The 17,495-nt window shown below is 70.0% G+C and carries 15 protein-coding genes; 7 read left to right on the top strand and 8 right to left on the bottom strand.

Annotated elements, in window-relative coordinates; all coding sequences use genetic code 11:
- Nucleotides 1-14: 14 nt before the first annotated feature.
- The 3 genes from F0U63_RS26745 to F0U63_RS26755 are packed head-to-tail and all read right to left on the bottom strand — an operon-like array spanning nt 15 to nt 3,693.
- Nucleotides 15-1,400, bottom strand: coding sequence for a hypothetical protein (locus tag F0U63_RS26745; protein ID WP_395833777.1), 1,386 nt, complete (start codon nt 1,398-1,400; stop codon nt 15-17).
- A 35-nt stretch (nt 1,401-1,435) separates the two neighbouring features.
- Complete coding sequence (locus tag F0U63_RS26750) at nt 1,436-2,146, bottom strand: hypothetical protein (RefSeq protein ID WP_395833779.1); 711 nt, start codon at nt 2,144-2,146, stop codon at nt 1,436-1,438.
- Nucleotides 2,146-3,693: a hypothetical protein gene (locus F0U63_RS26755; protein WP_395833781.1), complete on the bottom strand. Its 1,548-nt coding sequence runs from the start codon at nt 3,691-3,693 to the stop codon at nt 2,146-2,148. Before F0U63_RS26755 ends, F0U63_RS26750 begins: the two co-directional genes overlap by 1 nt.
- 76 nt (nt 3,694-3,769) lie before the next feature.
- Between F0U63_RS26755 and F0U63_RS26760 the strand changes: the two genes are divergently transcribed.
- Both F0U63_RS26760 and F0U63_RS26765 read left to right on the top strand, forming a co-directional pair.
- The gene (locus F0U63_RS26760; protein WP_395833783.1) at nt 3,770-4,798 is read left to right on the top strand and encodes an FAD:protein FMN transferase; all 1,029 of its coding nucleotides are present in this window, start codon (nt 3,770-3,772) and stop codon (nt 4,796-4,798) included.
- 167 nt (nt 4,799-4,965) lie between these two features.
- The gene (locus tag F0U63_RS26765) at nt 4,966-5,421 is read left to right on the top strand and encodes a YbaY family lipoprotein (RefSeq protein ID WP_395833785.1); all 456 of its coding nucleotides are present in this window, start codon (nt 4,966-4,968) and stop codon (nt 5,419-5,421) included.
- 15 nt (nt 5,422-5,436) lie between these two features.
- On the opposite strand, the gene F0U63_RS26770 is transcribed toward F0U63_RS26765, so the two are convergent.
- The 3 genes from F0U63_RS26770 to F0U63_RS26780 form a co-directional block, all read right to left on the bottom strand.
- Entirely contained in the window at nt 5,437-6,948 is a 1,512-nt protein-coding gene (locus tag F0U63_RS26770; RefSeq protein WP_395833787.1) for a Y-family DNA polymerase, read from the bottom strand.
- Nucleotides 6,949-6,969: 21 nt separating this feature from the next.
- A complete protein-coding gene (locus F0U63_RS26775; RefSeq protein ID WP_395833789.1) occupies nt 6,970-7,833 on the bottom strand; it encodes an ImuA family protein in 864 nt (287 codons plus the stop codon).
- Nucleotides 7,834-8,011: 178 nt separating this feature from the next.
- Nucleotides 8,012-9,226, bottom strand: a complete 1,215-nt coding sequence (locus F0U63_RS26780; RefSeq protein WP_395833791.1) for a vWA domain-containing protein — start codon at nt 9,224-9,226, stop codon at nt 8,012-8,014.
- 245 nt (nt 9,227-9,471) lie between these two features.
- Here F0U63_RS26780 and lon point away from each other — a divergent pair, with 245 nt between their 5' ends.
- The 5 genes from lon to F0U63_RS26805 all read left to right on the top strand — a co-directional run bounded on the left by lon (nt 9,472) and on the right by F0U63_RS26805 (nt 15,139).
- Nucleotides 9,472-11,934 carry an endopeptidase La gene (lon, locus tag F0U63_RS26785; RefSeq protein ID WP_395833793.1) on the top strand — a complete coding sequence of 821 codons (2,463 nt, stop codon included), beginning with the start codon at nt 9,472-9,474 and terminating at the stop codon, nt 11,932-11,934.
- 119 nt (nt 11,935-12,053) lie between these two features.
- Nucleotides 12,054-12,902 carry an N-acetylmuramoyl-L-alanine amidase gene (locus tag F0U63_RS26790; RefSeq protein ID WP_395833795.1) on the top strand — a complete coding sequence of 283 codons (849 nt, stop codon included), beginning with the start codon at nt 12,054-12,056 and terminating at the stop codon, nt 12,900-12,902.
- 71 nt (nt 12,903-12,973) lie between these two features.
- A complete protein-coding gene (locus tag F0U63_RS26795; protein WP_395833797.1) occupies nt 12,974-13,582 on the top strand; it encodes a hypothetical protein in 609 nt (202 codons plus the stop codon).
- Complete coding sequence (locus tag F0U63_RS26800; protein ID WP_395833799.1) at nt 13,579-14,136, top strand: head protein; 558 nt, start codon at nt 13,579-13,581, stop codon at nt 14,134-14,136. The genes F0U63_RS26795 and F0U63_RS26800 overlap by 4 nt, the downstream gene beginning before the upstream one ends.
- A gap of 22 nt (nt 14,137-14,158) precedes the next feature.
- A complete protein-coding gene (locus tag F0U63_RS26805; protein ID WP_395833801.1) occupies nt 14,159-15,139 on the top strand; it encodes an aldo/keto reductase in 981 nt (326 codons plus the stop codon).
- A 4-nt stretch (nt 15,140-15,143) separates the two neighbouring features.
- Here the strand turns inward: F0U63_RS26805 and F0U63_RS26810 are convergent, their stop codons facing one another.
- Together F0U63_RS26810 and F0U63_RS26815 are read right to left on the bottom strand one after the other, a co-directional pair.
- The gene (locus F0U63_RS26810; protein ID WP_395833802.1) at nt 15,144-16,118 is read right to left on the bottom strand and encodes an FHA domain-containing protein; all 975 of its coding nucleotides are present in this window, start codon (nt 16,116-16,118) and stop codon (nt 15,144-15,146) included.
- Nucleotides 16,106-17,452: a trypsin-like peptidase domain-containing protein gene (locus F0U63_RS26815; RefSeq protein WP_395833804.1), complete on the bottom strand. Its 1,347-nt coding sequence runs from the start codon at nt 17,450-17,452 to the stop codon at nt 16,106-16,108. Before F0U63_RS26815 ends, F0U63_RS26810 begins: the two co-directional genes overlap by 13 nt.
- Nucleotides 17,453-17,495: the final 43 nt, after the last annotated feature.

Here is a 17,495-nt window from a genome sequence, read left to right on the forward strand (position 1 = left end):
GGAGGAGTGCCCGGTCAGAAGAGGTAGGCCACGCTGGCCAGGGCCGTCCAATGCCCCTGGCTCCAGAAGTCCCGCGTCCACAGATGGGGCTGGAGGCCATCCCCGCCGCCCTTCTCCCACCAGACGCTCGTCTTGAGGACGTAGGGCGGCAGGGGCCGGAAGTTGAGGCCCAGCGTCAGCCGCGCCGCGTCGCCCACGGTGATGAACTCCGTGTCCGTGTCCTTCTCCTCGTAGCGCAGCGAGGCGGTGAAGTGGCCATCATGCCACTCGTCCGGCAGCAGCCGGAAGAAGGGCTCGATGCGGAAGCGGTAGTTGGCCTGGGCGTAGAAGCCGAACATGCCCGTGGGCACGCGCTCGCGCGTGTTGGCCGTGGAGCCGTCGGGAAAGCCCTGCACGAAGCCGGGGTCGATGAAGGCGCGTACCACCTCGCCCGTGAGATCCCACGCGCCAATCCGCCAGAAGACATCCGCGTTGAGCATGTTCACCCGGCGGCCCTCGAGATCATACGCCCCCGTGTAGCCGGACACCGCTCCTTCCAGGCCCAGGAAGGGGGACAGGGACACGCGCGCCGTGAGCGCCTTGTCGTGGTTGTTGTCCTCCAGGTGGCTGCCCCGCGCCGCCCGGAAGCCCTGGTCATCGAGGATCCTCGCGTCCAGGCCGTTGATGGCATACGCCTCGTAGGACAGCCGCCAGTCCCGCCCCAGATCGAAGCCCCCCAGGAAGCCCGCTCCGGACTCGAACCAGGTGGTGGGCACCACCGTGGTGTACGCGATGGGCCGCTCGGGCAGCTCCTGCGCCGGCGCGTCGTGCCGCAGGTTGTACGCCCCCACCGGCACGAGGATCACTCCCGCCCGGAAGGTCATCCAGTCCGTCAGCTTCAGGTCCACCACGGAGAACTCGAGCAACACCTCGCCCGTGGTCAGCACGCCGTCACGCTTGAGCGGACTGCCCGCGAACTCGAACTCGATCTCCGTCGCCGTGGAGATGCGCTCGGAGATGTGGCTGTAGACGAAGAGCACGTAGCGGTGGTTGCGGAACGTGCTCCGGCCCTGCCCCGGCACGATGAAGTCGTGCTCCGCGTAGCCGCCCAGCGTCGTCCGATCGAGGATGGCCGCCGCGCGCTGCGACAGCGTGCTCGTGGGCTGGAGGCGCTGGCGGAAGGTGTCCTGTTCGTTCGTCCCCGGCGTCGCCTCCGTGGCAGGCGCGGTGCCCGAGGGATTCGCGGGATCCTCCAGTCCCTCCAGCTCCAGGCGCGGACCCTCCGGGGGCGCGGGCGGCTGGAGCTCGGGTGCGCGCGGCGTGTCCCGGGCGGGCGGAGGCGGGGCCTCGTCCTGGGCCCGGGCGGCGAGGGGCGCGAGCAACAACGACAGCACGAGGAGCAGCGGTCGGCGCGGCGTCATGGAAGCGCTCGGAGATGGGCTCGGAAGGGAGGGACTCATTCGCCGGTGTCCTTGTCCACGCAGCGGCCACGCAGGCACGTCCTGTCCAGCGAGCAGTGGAGATCGGTCTCGCAGCACACGCCTGGGCACGTGCAGCACACGGTGCCCTCGGGCGCGGTGCCCGCGAGGCAATCGGCGGACGCGACACACGCGGGAGGATCCACACACACGACGGCCCGAGGGGCATTGGACTCGCCCACGTAGGTGACCGTGCCGTAGTACGAGTCCACCACCTGGCGGCCCGGCGTGCCCATGTTGGTGTCGAAGTACTCGTAGGCCCCGGGCTGTGGGAAGGCGTAGCGCCAGTAGGAGAATGTCTCCTTGCCCTCGGTGCGGGTGTTGTAGGGCCGCACCAGGTTGGGGCTGAAGAGTGGCGCGGGCGCCGACAGCGAGGTGACGTTGGTGGGGATGTCCGGCTGGTAGTTGCGGAACTCGACGATCTGCCCGGGCTTCATGGCGAGGCCCCCCTCCAGCGGAAGCGGCTCGCCCGGGGGAATGGCCGTGTCCAGCGACGAGCGCAAGCCGTAGCGCTGGCCGATGCACGTGGGCGCGACGGCGCGGTAGCGGCCGGAGGTGATGCGGTTGAAGGCCACCGAGACGCGCGCCGCGCCCTCGGCCGAGTCCTGCACGGGCCGGAACCCGGCGGGAAGTGTCTCCTCGCAGGCGGTGAGCCCGAGCGCGAGGCACAGGAAGACACGGACGCGCATCAGAGGACCTCGTGCGGAGCGGCCAGGGCCGCGAGCCGGTAGTGGTAGAGGACGATGTCGTGGGCGTGCGAGCGCACGCGCGGATCACAGGAGAAGCGCGCCACGGGCTCCAGGTGCGGCGCGAGCGCCTCGACGCCGGGAGCGGTGGAGGTGACGTAGACGTCGGCGCCCGCGGCGGCCACGCGCGTCACCTCGCGGCGCAGCTGCTCGCCCGTGGCCGGACGGCCCGCGCGGTAGTGGGGCACGTAGTGCTCGAAGAGCCGCGCCTCCTCGCCAGTGAAGATCAGCGTGCCCGAGGGAGGCAGCGTGGACGCCACGTGCGCCACCAGCCGCGCCGCGGGCGAGGGCTCGCGTCCCTGCGCGAGCGCCACGGGCAGCATGACGGCCGCGCACGCCACGGTCAGCACGCCGGCGAGCGGCCCCGTGAGTGACGGCCAGCGGCGCGCGAGCACCGCCACGCCCACCGCCACGAGCAGGGCCCCCGCGAAGACGAGCGGAAGAGCATGCCGGGCCTTGAGCAGGTTCTGACCGAGGAACATCCACGCCCCATAGGGCAGGCCCATCGCGAGGGCGAGCCGGAGGATCCGTCCCTCGGAGGCGGACAGGGAGGAGCGCACCCCCGCGAGGACGAGTGCCCCCAGCGTCGCGGAGAAGCCAAGGGCCAGGAGCAGGCGCGCGGCGAAGAGGAGCGCTGGCTCCGTGGGGCTCCCGGGCCACGGCAACCCGAAGCCCGCGGCCACGAGATCGAACCCGAAGCGCTCCATCCGCCAGCCGAGCTCCGGACGCACCGCCACGGTGCCACCCCACTCGCCCGCGTGGCCGAGCAGGAAGCCCGAGCCGATGCGCACGAGCCGCTCCGGGCCGGTGAGGATGCCCATGGGCACGAGCCACGCGCCCACCCCGAGCGCCAATCCGCCCGCCGCCGCCAGCCCGTGGCGCCGGGGAATCAGGAGCGCGAGTCCCAACAAGGCCGGGAGGAACGAGGGCCGGGCGCCGAGGGCCAGTCCCACCACCGCGCCCGCGAGCACCGCGTGGCGGTGGGAGCGCTCCGAGCCCAGGACGGAGCAGGCCGCGAGCACCAGGAGGGAGAGCCCCGTGCCGTCCGAACCGGGCGTGGCGCCGAAGAGGACGGGAAGCGGCAGCAGGGCCAGGAGGGCCGTCGCCGTCAGGGCCCCGACCGCTCCGAGCAACGGCCGCGCCACGAGCCCCAGCACTCCCAGGCAGATGGCTCCGAGCACGATGCCGGGCACGGCGAGAGCGCCCACCTCGGAGGCTCCGGCGGCCGAGGCCAGGCGGGCCAGGGCGACATACACGGGGTAGCCCGGGAAGTGCGGCGCCTGGGTGGCCAGATCGAAGCCCCGGAGGGAGCGGGCGAAGTTCACCGCGTCGAGATCCGGCAGGAGCGGGGGCAGCGCGAACACTCGGGCCCCCACGGCCGCCCCCACCAGCCCCAGCAACAGCACCAGGAAGGAGCGCGGCGGCATCGTCCCCCGCGCCGCGTCAGGTGCCTCCACCGGGGAGGGGATGATGTTGAAACTCAGTCTCAACAAAAGGCCCAGGGGCGTACTACGCACCCACGCAAACGGTCAAGCCAACCAGGGGGCTGGTGCGAGAAGGACACGCGTGGGACAGAACGAGGCCATGGTGCTCCCTGTCCTGCTGGTGATGTTGGCCGCCACGCCCGAGCCGCGCGTGCGCACCGAGACGCGTCCGATGATGGGGACGCACGTGACGGTGACGCTGGTGGGGGGCACGTCCCAGAAGGCGCGCGAGGGCTTCGACGGAGCCTTCGCGGCCTTCACCCGGGTGAACGAGGTGATGAACGAGTGGCGGCCGGACAGCGCGCTCTCGGAGGTGAACCGGCGGGCGGGAGACGGGAGTTTCGTGCCGGTGCCCGAGGATCTGTGCGCGGCGCTGCGCCGGGCGGTGCGGGGGGCGGAGGAGACGGGCGGGCTGTTCGATCCGACGTGGGCGGCGCTGCGGGGGCTGTGGCGCTTCGGCACGGAGCTGACGCCCGCCCTGCCCGACCCGGCCGAGCTGAAGAACCGCTGCGCGCTCATCTCCTATCGGGGCCTGGAGTTCGCTCCGGAGGCGGACGGAGGCGGCGTGGGGTGTGGGGTGCGGCTCGCGCGCGCGGGGATGCAGCTGGGGCTGGGGGGACTGGCGAAGGGCTGGGGGGTGGACCGGGCGGTGGAGAAGCTCCGGGCGCTGGGCTTCCGGGACTTCTTCGTGCAGGCGGGCGGGGACTTCTACGCGGCGGGGAAGAAGGCGGGCCGGCCATGGAAGGTGGGCATCCGCGAGCCCCGGGGCGAGCCGGGCAGCATCTTCGCGGTGCTCGAGGTCTCCGACGCGGCGTTCTCGACGAGCGGGGACTACGAGAACTTCTTCCTCCTGGACGGCAAGCGCTACCACCACATCATCGATCCTCGGACGTGCTACCCGGCCATGGCCTCGCGCTCGGCGACGATCCTCGCGCCGAGCGCGGTGGACGCGGAGGTGCTGACCAAGTCCGTCTTCATCCTCGGGGGCGAGGCGGGACTGGCGCTCGCGGAGAAGCATGGCGCCTCCGCGGTGGTGGTGACCGCGGAGGGCGAGGTGCTCACCTCACCCGGGCTGCGCGGGAAGCTGCGGCTGCTCCCCTCCGCGAGGTGAACACGAGACGTTCAAACACCTTACGGTTACTCCGCCTATTTCAAGGCGACGCTGAGCGCGACCATCTACTAACGTCTCCTCCCCCACTCTCGCTGCGTCGAACGCCTCGGGCTCCCCTCCGCTCGAGGCGTCCGGCGTATTTCTGGAGGTCCACCGTGATCCACCGCATGTCCGTGTTCGTTGGGTGCCTCGTACTCGCCACCCTGGGAGGCTGCGCCTCCTCCACGCTGGCGCCCCCGCCCGCCCCAACGACGGACACCGCGCCGTCCCGCACCGTCCAGGTGACGGGAAGCGTGTTCTACCTCGAGCGCATCGCCCTTACGCCGGAGGCCGTGGTTCAGGTGGACGTGGTGCGGGGAACTCCCGGCAAGGAAGACGAGGGGGAGCGCGTTGGAGGGCAGACGCTCCGCGACGCCGGACAGGTGCCGATCTCCTTCGCCGTGGAGCTGGCCCCGGAGCACATCCATCCCGAGGCCTCCTACTTCATCCGGGCGCGCATCACGGATGGCGAGCGGGTTCTCTCCTCGCGCGAGCCCGTGTTCGTCCTGACACAGGGCCATCCCTCCCGGGACGTGCGCGTGCGGGTGAGCACCGCGGGCGGAGGACGGAGCACCTCGCCCTGAGGCCAGGGAGCCGCGCTAATCGAAGAGGCCCTGGAGATAGAAGCGGCTGTCACGCGCATCACGGAACACCCACGCCTGACCCAGCCCCTCGAAGTGCACCCGGTAGTAGTCGCGGCTGTACGGGCGCTCGTCCCACCAGTCCCCGCTCAGCCGCTCCGGACCCATCAACGCCACCACCCGGCGCCTCTTCCCGCCCACCCGCGCCGCCAGCAACTCCCCCTCGGCCGTCATCTCCACGTCGATGGGCGTCGGGCTGCTGAGCATCCGCGAGGGCCGCTCGCGCAGCACCTCCGGCACGGCCTCCGGAGCCTCCACCGCCTGGAGCAACTCCCCCTCCAGGCCCCGGCTCACCGTGGGCGGCCGGAAGGCGCGCGGTGAGTACCCCGCCTCGGGACGGTGCGAGTCCTCCAGGGCCGCCATGAAGAGCGACTCCTCGCCCAGGGCCGTCGCCAGCCGGGAGAGCACCACCTCCAGCGCCGCGTCTCCCTCCGGCGCGTCCCCGAGCGACAGCTGCTGGCCCCGGTCCTCGCAGTCCTCCTCCACCCGCAGGATCAGCCCCGCCACGGGGCCCTCCAGCCGCACGTCGCCCAGGCGGTGCCGCGTCAGATCCAACAACATCTTCGACTGCGCCGTGGGCCGCGCCAGGGTGAGTGGCACCACCGCCTGCCCGGAGGGATCCAGCTTCAACGTGAGGCTCAGCCGCACCGCCGCCCGGCGCCGGCCCCCCAACCGCCCGCACAGGCGATCCAACACCGTCTTGAGGGCGAACTGCAGGGGCTCCAGGGACTCGGCGGGCCACTCCAGCGTCAGCCGCTCCTCCAATACCTCCTCCAGCACCTCCGGGATGAACGGCGTCTCATCCCCGCCCCGGCAGCGCGCGTGCGCCCGCATCCCGGCCGCCCCGCCCCGAGCCGTCACCGCGCCCACGGGCAGCGCGCCCACTTCCCCGAGCGTGCTCAACCCAAGCGCCGCGAACGCCGTCTGCTCCGGACCCTCCAGGGCGCTCAGGGGCAGCGGCGCCAGCGCCCGGGCCTCCTCCCCATCCGGCACCACCGCGAAGCGCTTCTCCCCATGCCGGGCGAGGGCCCGCGCGGTGAACTTCTCCGAGGCCACCACCACCCGCCCCCGCCAGCCCAGCTCCGCGCATTGGGCCAGCACCTTCGCGCACAGCCCCTCCTCGCCATTCACCAGGTTCGCCGCGCCCGCGTCGAGCCACATCCCATCCGGCGCCGAGAGCTGGAAGCCCGGGGCCAGCCCCATCAACATCTCGCCCAGCGCCACCAGCGCCCGCCGCTCCTCCTCGGGCTTCCACGCGAAGTGCCGCAGCGAGGGCTCCAGCGCCGTCGACGCCGTGAGCGTCGTGCCCGGACGCACGCCCGCCTTCAGCGCGCTCGTGGACGCGCACACCACCCGCTGCTGGCCCCGGACCTCTTCCACCAGCACGAAGGGCTTGCCCGTGAGCTCCGGCAGCTCGATGACCTTGCGCTGCACCGCGAAGCGCGGAAAGTGCAGATATGCCAGGCGCATGACCGTTTCCCTCCCCTCGACTCAGTGCAGCCCCGGCTCCGCGGCCAGCATCGGCCGCAGCGACGGCATGGGCACGTCCCGGCCCGGACGTTGTCCCAGGATGCCCCGGTGCCCCTCGCGCTCGGGGCCCGGCTCGCGCACCAGCTCCGGCACCGTCACCGCCTCGGTCGGCGGCAGCTGGGCTCCCCAGGGGCCCTCCCCCTCGGTCAACTCCGGATAGAGCGCCCGCCAGGGCAGGAGGGTCCTCGTGCCCAGCCCGCCCTGCCGGCTGCGCACCACCTCCACCGACAGGCCCCGGTCCCCGCGCGACTCGGTGCGCAGCCGCAACATCCCGTCCGCGGGGGCCTCCGACGCCGTCAGCAGCAACAGCAGGCTTCCGCCCCGTCCCGCCGCGTCCATCAGCCGCTTGCCCTCCGCTGGGGACAGCCGCACCCCGTCCTCGCCTCGCGCCGTCCCCGGAGGTGCCCGCGTCAAATCCAGCACCACGCACGCGAACGCGCCGCTGCGCACCAGTTGCACCGCCGACCACGCGAGGTGCTCCACCGTCCGGGGCCTCACGATGAGCAGCCGGGACGGATCCACCCCCGCCGCCACCGCCGCGGGCGGATACAGCTCTCCCGGTCCATCCACGTACGCGCACAGCCGGCCTTCCCGGTGCGCCGAGGCCACCGCCCGCAGCGCCAGGCTCGTGCGCCCCGAGGCCCGCTCGCCCCACAGCTCCACCACCTGCCCCAGCGGCAATCCGCCACCGGGCAACAGCGCGTCGAAGGGCTCCACCCCCGTGCGCAGCGCCGCGAGGTACTTCCTCGGCGCCGCCTGCAACCGACGGATCTGCTCCCTCAACGCCTCCACCGTCACCGCCAGATTCCCGGCCGTCGCACTCATCACGTCACCTGCCCCGCACTGGACCTGAAACAAGGTTCAGTATGCCGGGCGTTCTGACATGCGCCAGCAAATGTCGCTGGGGGCGGACGATCGAGTGGGTGCGCGGGGGGATCACACACCCCCACGCACGGCTCCTCTTCGCGGGAGGTGCGCGGGGGACGCCTTCAGCGGGCGCCTCTCAGTTGGCGCACAGCAGTTTGACCTCGATCTTCTGATCCGTCAGCCGGCGCGGGCACGAGGACTGGAAGTACAGGCGCGCGGCGCGGCCTTGCGCGGACGGCACATACGACACGTCTCCCCCGGCCACACTGCAAGTCTGGATCGAGCCATCCTCGCGCGTCACGCGCACCAGGGCGAGCCGGGGATCGGGCAGGTTCATCACCTCGATGCTCTGGGACGTGCGGGCCACGGAGGCGATGGAGACCAACGTGTCACGGAAGCTCGCCCGGCAGACGGAGTCCAGGTTGCGCAGTCCCGAGTCGAACAGGGACGCCATCTCCCGCTGGCGGTAGCCGGGCCCGTAGGAGGTCGGGCAGTCGGCGTTGCGCACGAAGGTGCCCTGGGAGGTCGTGTCCGTCACCAGCTCGGCCCGCTTGTCCGTCAGCCCCACGGGGCCGATCGTCGCCCACAGGACCTCGCGCGTCGCGCCCGTACCATCCACCAGCCCCCGGAAGAGCTGGTAGTACTCCTGGACGGGCGTGAGCTGGCCAGCCTGCTCGCTGCACAAGTCCCGCGAGGTGTCCGTCGTCAGGGCCACCGGAGCGGGCCGCTGCGTGGAGCTGCAATCTTCCTCGTCCGACACCACCACCACGACCAGCCGGGCGCCATCACGCAGGAAGCCCCCGTTGCCGCCCGCCCCCACGACCGCCGTGGACAGCGGAGGGGTGACCGCCAGGCGGACGGCCTCGAAGGGCGTCTCCTGGCCGCTGCCCTGGGTGCCCTGCTTGACCAGGCGGCGGAACTTCTCGAGCAGCTCCGGATCCGTCCCCTCGAGGTAGCGCTCGGCGGTGGGCCGGCCCTGCGCATCCGGCACCGGCTGCAGCCGTCCGGCCTGATCGTTATAGAGGGAAAACTGGACGTGGCCATTGATGTCCGCGTTCAGGTAGACCGACGTGGTGATGACCCCCACGCGGAAGTCCTGTTCCAACCCGTTGTCCCGCCGCAGCTCTTCCAGGAAGGCGGGCAGCTCGGTGGCGATCGCCGCCTGCTCCTCGGCCATCGAGGCGGAGTTGTCGATGACGAAGAGCAGATCCGTCTTTTGCGCCGACAGGATGGGGGCGTTGGCCTGGCAGGTGCCAGGCAGGGTGGAGCCGGGTTCGTCCACCGGAGTGGAGCAGCCCCCGCTCCACAGGGTGAGGGCCAGCAGTGCGCTCAGGGGGATGGAATGACGCATGGAGTCTCCAGGGGAAATGCGGCGCAGCGTAGCGTGTGCCACGCCGTATCGCCCCTTTCGAATCGAGGGACGGGTAACCGTCCGGCAGCCGACGACGAGGGGGAAAAGTACAGGTCGCGTTTGCCATGTCCGTTTTGATTGCTACGTTGGAACAACCCCCGAAGAGAAATTCGCCACTAGAACCACTTGACGAGCCCGGGAGAGACGACAATCCGGCCGGGCCGCCCATCGAGGCAGCGAAGACAATGTCCGACGAAAAGAAGAAGGGCCCCTCCTCCGCCGCGGCCATGCCGGCCGCCATGGCGCCTCCGGGGATGATCAACAAGGAGGACATCCCGCAGGTCCTCCCCATCCTCCCCCTGCGCAACTCCGTGTTCTTCCCCGGGGGCGTGCTGCCCCTGGCCGTGGGCCGTCAGAAGACGATCGCCCTCATCAAGGACGCCGTTCGCGATGACCAGGTCATCGGCGTCGTCACCCAGCGCCGCGCCGAGGAGGAGGATCCCGGCGCGTCCGACCTCTACACCATGGGCACCGTCGCCCGCATCGTGAAGCTGCTCAAGATGGGCGAGGACAACTACTCGCTCGTCGTGCAGGGCCTGGCGCGCTTCCGCGTGCTGGACCTGGTGCAGGAGGCCCCCTACCTCAAGGCGCGCGTGGATGCCGTCGAGGACCGCACGGCCTCGGAGAACGTCGAGGTCGAGGCGCTCGGCATCAACCTGAAGAAGCTGGCGCGCGAGGTCATCGAGCTGATGCCCGAGCTGCCCGCGGCCGCCACCGAGCTGGTGGAGTCCATCACCCACCCGGGCCACCTGGCCGACCTCATCGCCGCCAACGTGGACGTGCCCATCGAGGAGAAGCAGGCCGTCCTCGAGACGGTGGACCTCAAGGCGCGCATGAACCTCGTGCTCGAGCTGCTCAACCGCAAGCGCGAGATCCTCAAGCTCTCCAACAAGATCGACTCCGCCGTGAAGGGCGAGATGTCGAAGACCCAGCGCGAGTACTACCTGCGCCAGCAGCTCAAGGCGATCAAGGAAGAGCTCGGCGAGATGGGCGAGGAGGAGGAGGAGCTCGACGAGCTCCAGGAGCGCCTGAAGAAGGCGGGCCTGCCTCCGGACGTGGAGAAGGTGGCCAACAAGGAGCTCAACCGCCTGAAGACGATTCCGGCAGCCTCCAGCGAGTACACCGTCGCGCGCACCTACCTGGATTGGATCGCGGACCTGCCCTGGGCGAAGATGAGCGAGGACAACCTCGACATCGAGAACGCGCGCCAGACGCTGGACAAGGACCACTTCGGCATCAAGAAGGTCAAGAAGCGCATCCTCGAGTACCTGGCCGTGCGCAAGCTGAAGAACGACATGCGCGGCCCCATCCTGTGCCTCGTGGGTCCCCCGGGCGTGGGCAAGACGTCGCTCGGCCAGAGCATCGCCAAGGCGGTGGGCCGCAAGTTCGTGCGCCTGTCGCTCGGCGGCGTGCGTGACGAGGCGGAGATCCGTGGCCACCGGCGCACCTACGTCGGCGCGCTGCCGGGCCGCTTCATCCAGAGCATGAAGAAGGCCGGGATGAAGAACCCGGTGATGATGCTGGACGAAATCGACAAGCTCGGCGCGGACTTCCGCGGCGACCCGAGCGCGGCGCTGCTCGAGGTGCTCGACCCCGAGCAGAACAGCACGTTCAGCGACCACTACCTGGACGTGGCGTTCGACCTGTCCAAGGTGATGTTCATCGCCACGGCGAACCAGCTCGACCCCATCCCCGGGCCGCTCCGCGACCGTATGGAGATCATCGAGCTGACGGGCTACACCTTCGAGGAGAAGCAGAGCATCGCGCGCATCCACCTGGTGCCCAAGCAGCTCAAGGAGCACGGTCTGACGCCGGACCACATCACCATCACCGACGAGGCGCTGCTGATCCTCACCACGGCGTACACGCGTGAGGCCGGTGTGCGTAACCTCGAGCGCCGCATCGCCGACATCTGCCGCGCGGTGGCCGTGGAGGTCGCGGGCGGCAAGACGGAGAAGCAGGACGTGGATGGCAACCGGGTGAAGGAGATCCTGGGGCCAGAGATGTTCTACTCGGAAGTGGCCGAGCGCACCGAGGTGCCGGGCGTGTCCACGGGTCTGGCCTGGACGGCGGCCGGTGGAGATCTGCTCTTCATCGAGGCGACGAAGATGGCGGGCAAGGGCGGCATGACGCTCACCGGCCAGCTCGGCGACGTCATGAAGGAGAGCGCCACGGCGGCGCTGAGCTACCTGCGCAGCAAGGCGGAGTCGCTCGGCATCAACCCGAACTTCCTCGAGAAGACGGACCTGCACCTGCACTTCCCGGCGGGCTCCATCCCCAAGGATGGTCCTTCCGCGGGCGTCACCATCCTCACCGCGCTCACCAGCTTGCTCACGGGCATCCGGGTGCGCGGCGACACGGCGATGACGGGCGAGGCCACGCTGCGTGGCCTGGTGCTGCCGGTGGGCGGCATCAAGGAGAAGGTGCTCGCGGCGCACCGCGCGGGCATCAAGCGCGTCATCCTCCCGGAGCGCTGCCGCAAGGATCTGCAGGACGTGCCGGAGCAGGCCCGCAACGAGATCGAGTTCATCTTCGCCACGCGGATGGACGAGGTGCTCGAGGCGGCCCTGGAGAAGTCTCCGTTCAAGGAGGGCGCCGACAAGAGCCTGCCTCCGCAGCCCGAGGCGACTCCTGAAGTGCGTGCCTGAGAAGGCGCGCCTGGCTGAGAGCCGGGCGGTGAAGTGATGACGGGCGGGTTCTCCTCACCGGGGGCCCGCCCGTCGTCGTTGCGGGGAACGTCCGCGGGCCCCCGAGTGTCCGAGGTGCCATGCTGAAACCCTTCCTGGGGCTCCTGTTGATCGCCACGAGCCTGTCGGCCCACGGCGCGGAGTCCCCTCCGCCCTCCCCCATCCCGGCCCTTCCGGGAATTCCCCCCGCCGCCCCGTGGCCCTCGGCGAGCGCGCCGCTCACGGTGGCCAAGGTGGAGTTCCCCCGGGGCTTCGGGCGCCCGCGCATCTACCTGGACGCGGGACATGGCGCGCCCGGCAACGAGGGCAACTCGTCCGTCACCTGCGAGGCGGAGGAGACCTATACGCTGCGGGTGGCGCGGGAGCTGGCGCGGCGGCTGGAGGCGACGGGCCACTTCCAGGTGAAGCTGAGCCGCCGCGAGCCGGGCCAACGGCCCGCCTATCCCCAACGCCTCCAGGAGGCGGAGCAGTGGCGGGCGGCGCTCTTCCTGAGCCTGCACTCGGACGCGCGGGGCGAGGCGAGCGAATGGCTGGCGGCGCCGGAGCGCTGGTGCGCGCGCAACGACGCGGCCCCTGGGTACAGCGTGCTCTACGCGGATGACAGTGGTACGCCGCTGGTGTCACGGAGGCTGGCGCTGGCCCGGGCGCTGGCGAGGCGCATGGGCGAGGCGGGCTTCCTGCCCTACGGAGGCGAGGACTACGTGGGCCTGTACGCCACGGATCCCGAGCAACCGGGGACCTTCGTGAGTCGGCATGAGCCCGGGCGGCGCATCTTCGTGCTGCGCAAGCCGAGCATGCCTTCGGTGATCATCGAGACGCACCATGCCTGGGACTTCGAGGAGGAGGCGCGCTGGCGCGAGGAGCGCACGCTGGAGTCCTTCGCGGCGGCGGTGGCCCAGGGGCTGGTGGACGCGCTGGCCAAGAAGTGAAGTGTTGGGTGACTCCCGCGGTGTTGATTTCGGAATTTCCAGGTACCGGGGCCCGGGATACGAGGCTCGAGATGAACCTCAGAAGCCACATGATCGTGGTGATGGCAGCGCTGCTGATGTCCTGCGGCACCAGCCAGCATGCGATACCTTCTCATGACTCGACGGTCGCGAAGACCGAGCAGTTCGCTCGCCTCGTGCTCATCTTGAAGGAAGAGCGCCCTGGCCAGGTACACCATGACTGGCGCTCCATCGAGGACGTCCACCCATCATTGAACGATGCACCGAGAATCGTGCTCGCTTCCGGGCGGGACTGTTACGCGGAACTCCTGGAGTGCATGCGCGAGTGCATGAGCCGCCCTCTTCCCCGCGGATTCGGGCACACCACACAAGGGCGAGGGAAAGGCGGGAAGGAGGAGTACTGCAACAAGCGATGCATGCGACCGTATCGTGACTGCATGGACTTGCAGGATCTCAAACCGCGGGAGTTCTCGTCCGGAGAAGCGGCCACCGATTGGTTGAGGCGCCATCACCAATCCATTCTGGTCGGAAGCGTTTTCGTCATCGCGGGGGTGGCCTTTGTCGTGGCCTCCGCCGGCGCGGGAGTCCTCATCCTCATTCCCGCGACACTGATGGCCTCCGCGGATGTTTCAACGCAAGCCCCAATGGCGGTAGCACCATGACGATTGAAGAGCTTTCTCTTGAAGTGGAGGGACTGCTCGGACGGCTCCGAGAGGACAACCCATCACCGGAAGAAAAGAAGTTGCTCCTCGTCGCCATCGACGCCATCCGATTCATTTCATCCACGGGCCACTCCTACGACTTCGAGGACTACCGCAAGAGCCTCTCCGCGCAAGAGCCTCCTCCCGTCGTCGCCGTCTTCAAGACCCGCGAGGAAGCGGACGCATGGCTGCATGCGCATCCCAAGCCGCCTCATCTGACCTATGTGCTCATCGCGGATGCGTATTACATGGTCGTGTATCTGCGCGATCCCGATCGTCGCTCGCTCGGCCCACACCCCGCCCTCGCCTACCATCTCCAGGAGATGCTGGAAGCGGGTCTTCCGCCAGCGGTCGCCACGTTCAATACGCGATCGGAGGCAGACGCGTGGTTCGGCCAGCAAGCCGATCCGCCCGCCCAGAGCGTCATCCAGATCGGGAACGAGCCCTACCTCGCGGTGCACCACCGCAACGTCCATCATCGCGCAATCTACCCCTTCGCCCTTGCGCGGCGATGAGGCCTCCACGAGGAATGCGCCCATGGACTACGTCAACCTGGGACATACCGGTCTGAAGGTGTCGCGCATCTGCCTGGGCTGCATGAGCTACGGCAGTTCCAAGTGGCGCCCGTGGGTGCTGGACGAGGAGGCCTCGCAGCCCTTCTTCCAACGCGCCGTGGAGGCCGGCATCAACTTCTTCGATACCGCGGACATGTACTCGCTCGGCATGAGCGAGGAAGTCACCGGCCGCGCCCTGCGCAAGTACGCACGCCTGGAGGAGATTGTCCTCGCCACCAAGGTCTTCAACCCCATGAGCGACAAGCCCAACATGGGTGGCCTGTCGCGCAAGCACGTGGTGCAGGGGTGCGAGGCGAGCCTCAAGCGGCTCGGCGTGGAGACGATCGACCTCTATCAAATCCACCGCATGGATCCGAACACGCCCATCGAGGAGACGCTCGCGGCGTTGGACCTGCTCGTGCGTCAGGGCAAGGTGCGCTACATCGGCGCGAGCTCCTCCGCCGCGTGGAAGTTCGCCCAGGCCCTGAGCCTCTCCGAGCGCCATGGCTGGGCACGCTTCGTGTCCATGCAGAACCACTACAACCTCGTCTACCGCGAGGAGGAGCGCGAGATGCTCCCCCTGTGCGAAGCCGAGGGCATCGGCGTCATCCCCTGGTCCCCGCTCGCGCGCGGCCTGCTCGCCGGCACGCGCAAGTCCCTGGACGACAAGCAGACGACGACACGCGCGGGCTCGGATCCATTCGCGAACACGCTCTATGACAACCCCCATGACTGGGACGTCGTGGAGGCGGTGAAGAAGGTGGCCTCGGCCCGCGGCAACACCCCCGCCGAGGTGTCGCTCGCGTGGCTCCTGTCCAAGCCCGCCGTGGCGGCGCCCATCATCGGCGCCACCAAACTGGAGCACCTCGAGGCCGCCCTGCGCTCGGTGGACGTGAAGCTGTCCCCGGAAGAGGTGAAGGCCCTGGAGGCCCCCTACCAGCCCCACGCCGTGCGCGGCCACTGACCGCTCAGGGCTTCTCCTTCGCGAGCTCGTCCACCTCCGTCTGCAGCTCGCGCGTGTCCTCGAAGAAGGAGTCCAGGCTCCGGGCGGGTACCACCCGGAACGCGGGCGGCAACACCGTGCGCTCCACCGGCAGCGAGGACGAGAAATCCTCCTCGTCCAGGAGCGAGTCCGCCTGCGTCAGCGCCCCGAGGCACACGAGCACGCCCCCGAGCATGAAGCCGAGCTTCCGGGGCTCCGCTCGCGTCACGTAGCGCAGGTGGTGGAAGAGCACGAAGCCCACCCACCCCAGGGTGCCCGCCAGGAACAGCCACCGCGTCCACGCCCCCAGCGCCAGGCTGTACACCACCAGGTGCAGCAGCATGGGAACGGCGATCACCCCGAGCAGCCCCAGGCTGCCGATGGTGCCATGGGCCCCGAAGTGGAAGTGCCGCCGCGTCACCTTGCTCGCCAACGACCACAGCCCCGACCAGACGAAAGCGGCGGACACCGGCAGCACCACCGCCAGCGCGAGCGCGCCCCAGTTCGTCTTCTGGAAGTTCGTCAGATACTCGTCGAGCAGGGCGACCACCACCGTCACCGCCAGCGTCGCCGGGAAGGCGAAGGGCCGCTCGAAGAGGTGATGGTGTGGCGCCACCGGCGCCGCCGAGATGCGCGTGTCCTCCACGGCGTGGTTGCGACCGCGGAAGCGCAGGATCGTGTCCCCCACCGCCACGCGCGCATCGTCCGTGAGCACCAGCTCCGCCAGCCGCGCCCAGGGCGCCACCCGGAACGTGCCGTTGTGGCTGCCCATGTCCCGCAGCACCAGCGCCCCCTCCTCCGTGCGCTCGATGCGCAGGTGCGAGGCCGACACCTTCGGATCGTCCAGGATGACGTCGTTGGTGTAGCCCCGTCCCACCGTCGCCGGAAAGCGCTCCAGCCGGTGCCGCGAGGCCACCACGTCATCCCCCTCCAACACCTCCAGGAAGATCACTTCGTCCACGCGAGTGCCTCCAGGTAACGGCGCGCCAGCGCGCGGGCGTTGTCCGCGGAGAACCCCGCCAGGTCCAGGCTCGTCTGCACCCCCGAGGTGCTCGCGTTGTTCGTCGCCGCCCGGAGTGACAGATCGTACAGGCCAGGGAACTTCTTGTAGGCGCGCAGGCACAGCGCCGCGCGCACCGCCATGCCGCCCACCTGCACGAACTCCGTCTTGCAGCGGAAGTTCGTCACGTCCGCCTTCGTGGCGTCCACGCCCCCCGCGTCGTCGCCGAAGGTGGCCGAGTAGAGCGCCGCGAAGCGCAAGGGTCCCAGCTCGTCGCTCGACACGAAGGCATGATCGTAGGCCACCACCCCCGTGCGGTGCTCGCCGCTCAGGAAGATGTCCTCCTCGGAGGAGCACTGGTAGCGGGTGACGGTGTACGGATTCTCCGGCTCGAGCGGCGTGTCGCCCCAGCACTTGAGGAAGGGCAGCCAGCGGCCCGGCACCCGGTAGTCCCCGAGTCCCTGAGACGTCAGGGGCTCGGCCAGCAGGCGCTCGGTGATGCGCTGCTGGTTGTCCAGGAGCTGCGCGCCCACCACCGCGAGCAGCGCCGCCGGATCTCCTCCCCGCTGCGCCCGGGCCCGCTCCAACAGCGCGCGGGCATGCGCCACCGGCACCAGGAAGCCGAGCTGGTTGCCCAGCGTGGCCACGTTGACCCCCACCACCCGGCCCTCGCTCGTCACCGTGGGGCCACCGCTCATGCCCGGGTTGATGGCGCCACTGAAGTGCACCTTGTCGTAGAGCGCGTCCTGCACCAGGCCGTTGTAGGTACCCTCGACGATGGTGGTGCCCAGGTCGTGCGGATTGCCCATGGCGTACAGCCGCGTGCCCTGGGGCGGCTCCGTCGCCGCCAGCTCGAACCAGTCCTTCACCGGCGCGTCCTGCTGGATGACGGCCAGGTCATGCACCACGTCCACGTCCACCACCCGCACCGGCACCGCCTGTGCGTCCTGGCCCTCGCGCACCAGCTCGACGGTGTAGTCCTCCGGCTGGTGCACGATGCTGGAGATGACGTGGTAGTTGGTGACGGCGTGGCCCTGGGCGTCCACGAAGAACGCCGAGCCGATGGACGACTTGGTGCCGCTGCGCCGCTCGATGATGCGCACCTGGGCCACTCGGCGCTTGATGCGCTCGAAGAGTTCATGGGTGGCCGGGGGCAGCGTGGCCACCGGCAGGGGAGGCACCACGGCCGGGGGCGCTTCGTCCGGGGATGCCTCGTCCGGAGCGTCTTCCGGGGGCGCTCTTCCGGGAAGCGCCGGGGCCTGGGCCAGCGTGGCGAGCAGAAGGAAGGTCAACATGCGCGGCCCACACTAGCGGAACGGCCGCGCATTGCCCGCTCAA

It is taken from the genome of Cystobacter fuscus (assembly GCF_044360685.1).
In the GTDB taxonomy this organism is placed as follows: domain Bacteria; phylum Myxococcota; class Myxococcia; order Myxococcales; family Myxococcaceae; genus Cystobacter; species Cystobacter fuscus_C.

Coding starts and splice junctions, on each gene's coding strand:
- F0U63_RS26775 (WP_395833789.1), bottom strand. CDS start 7,833: ATGAGTGCGACGGCCGGGAATCTGGCGGTGACGGTGGAGGCGTTGAGG.
- F0U63_RS26780 (WP_395833791.1), bottom strand. CDS start 9,226: ATGCGTCATTCCATCCCCCTGAGCGCACTGCTGGCCCTCACCCTGTGG.
- F0U63_RS26770 (WP_395833787.1), bottom strand. CDS start 6,948: ATGCGCCTGGCATATCTGCACTTTCCGCGCTTCGCGGTGCAGCGCAAG.
- lon (WP_395833793.1), top strand. CDS start 9,472: ATGTCCGACGAAAAGAAGAAGGGCCCCTCCTCCGCCGCGGCCATGCCG.
- F0U63_RS26815 (WP_395833804.1), bottom strand. CDS start 17,452: ATGTTGACCTTCCTTCTGCTCGCCACGCTGGCCCAGGCCCCGGCGCTT.
- F0U63_RS26805 (WP_395833801.1), top strand. CDS start 14,159: ATGGACTACGTCAACCTGGGACATACCGGTCTGAAGGTGTCGCGCATC.
- F0U63_RS26795 (WP_395833797.1), top strand. CDS start 12,974: ATGAACCTCAGAAGCCACATGATCGTGGTGATGGCAGCGCTGCTGATG.
- F0U63_RS26750 (WP_395833779.1), bottom strand. CDS start 2,146: ATGCGCGTCCGTGTCTTCCTGTGCCTCGCGCTCGGGCTCACCGCCTGC.
- F0U63_RS26745 (WP_395833777.1), bottom strand. CDS start 1,400: ATGACGCCGCGCCGACCGCTGCTCCTCGTGCTGTCGTTGTTGCTCGCG.
- F0U63_RS26790 (WP_395833795.1), top strand. CDS start 12,054: ATGCTGAAACCCTTCCTGGGGCTCCTGTTGATCGCCACGAGCCTGTCG.
- F0U63_RS26765 (WP_395833785.1), top strand. CDS start 4,966: ATGTCCGTGTTCGTTGGGTGCCTCGTACTCGCCACCCTGGGAGGCTGC.
- F0U63_RS26800 (WP_395833799.1), top strand. CDS start 13,579: ATGACGATTGAAGAGCTTTCTCTTGAAGTGGAGGGACTGCTCGGACGG.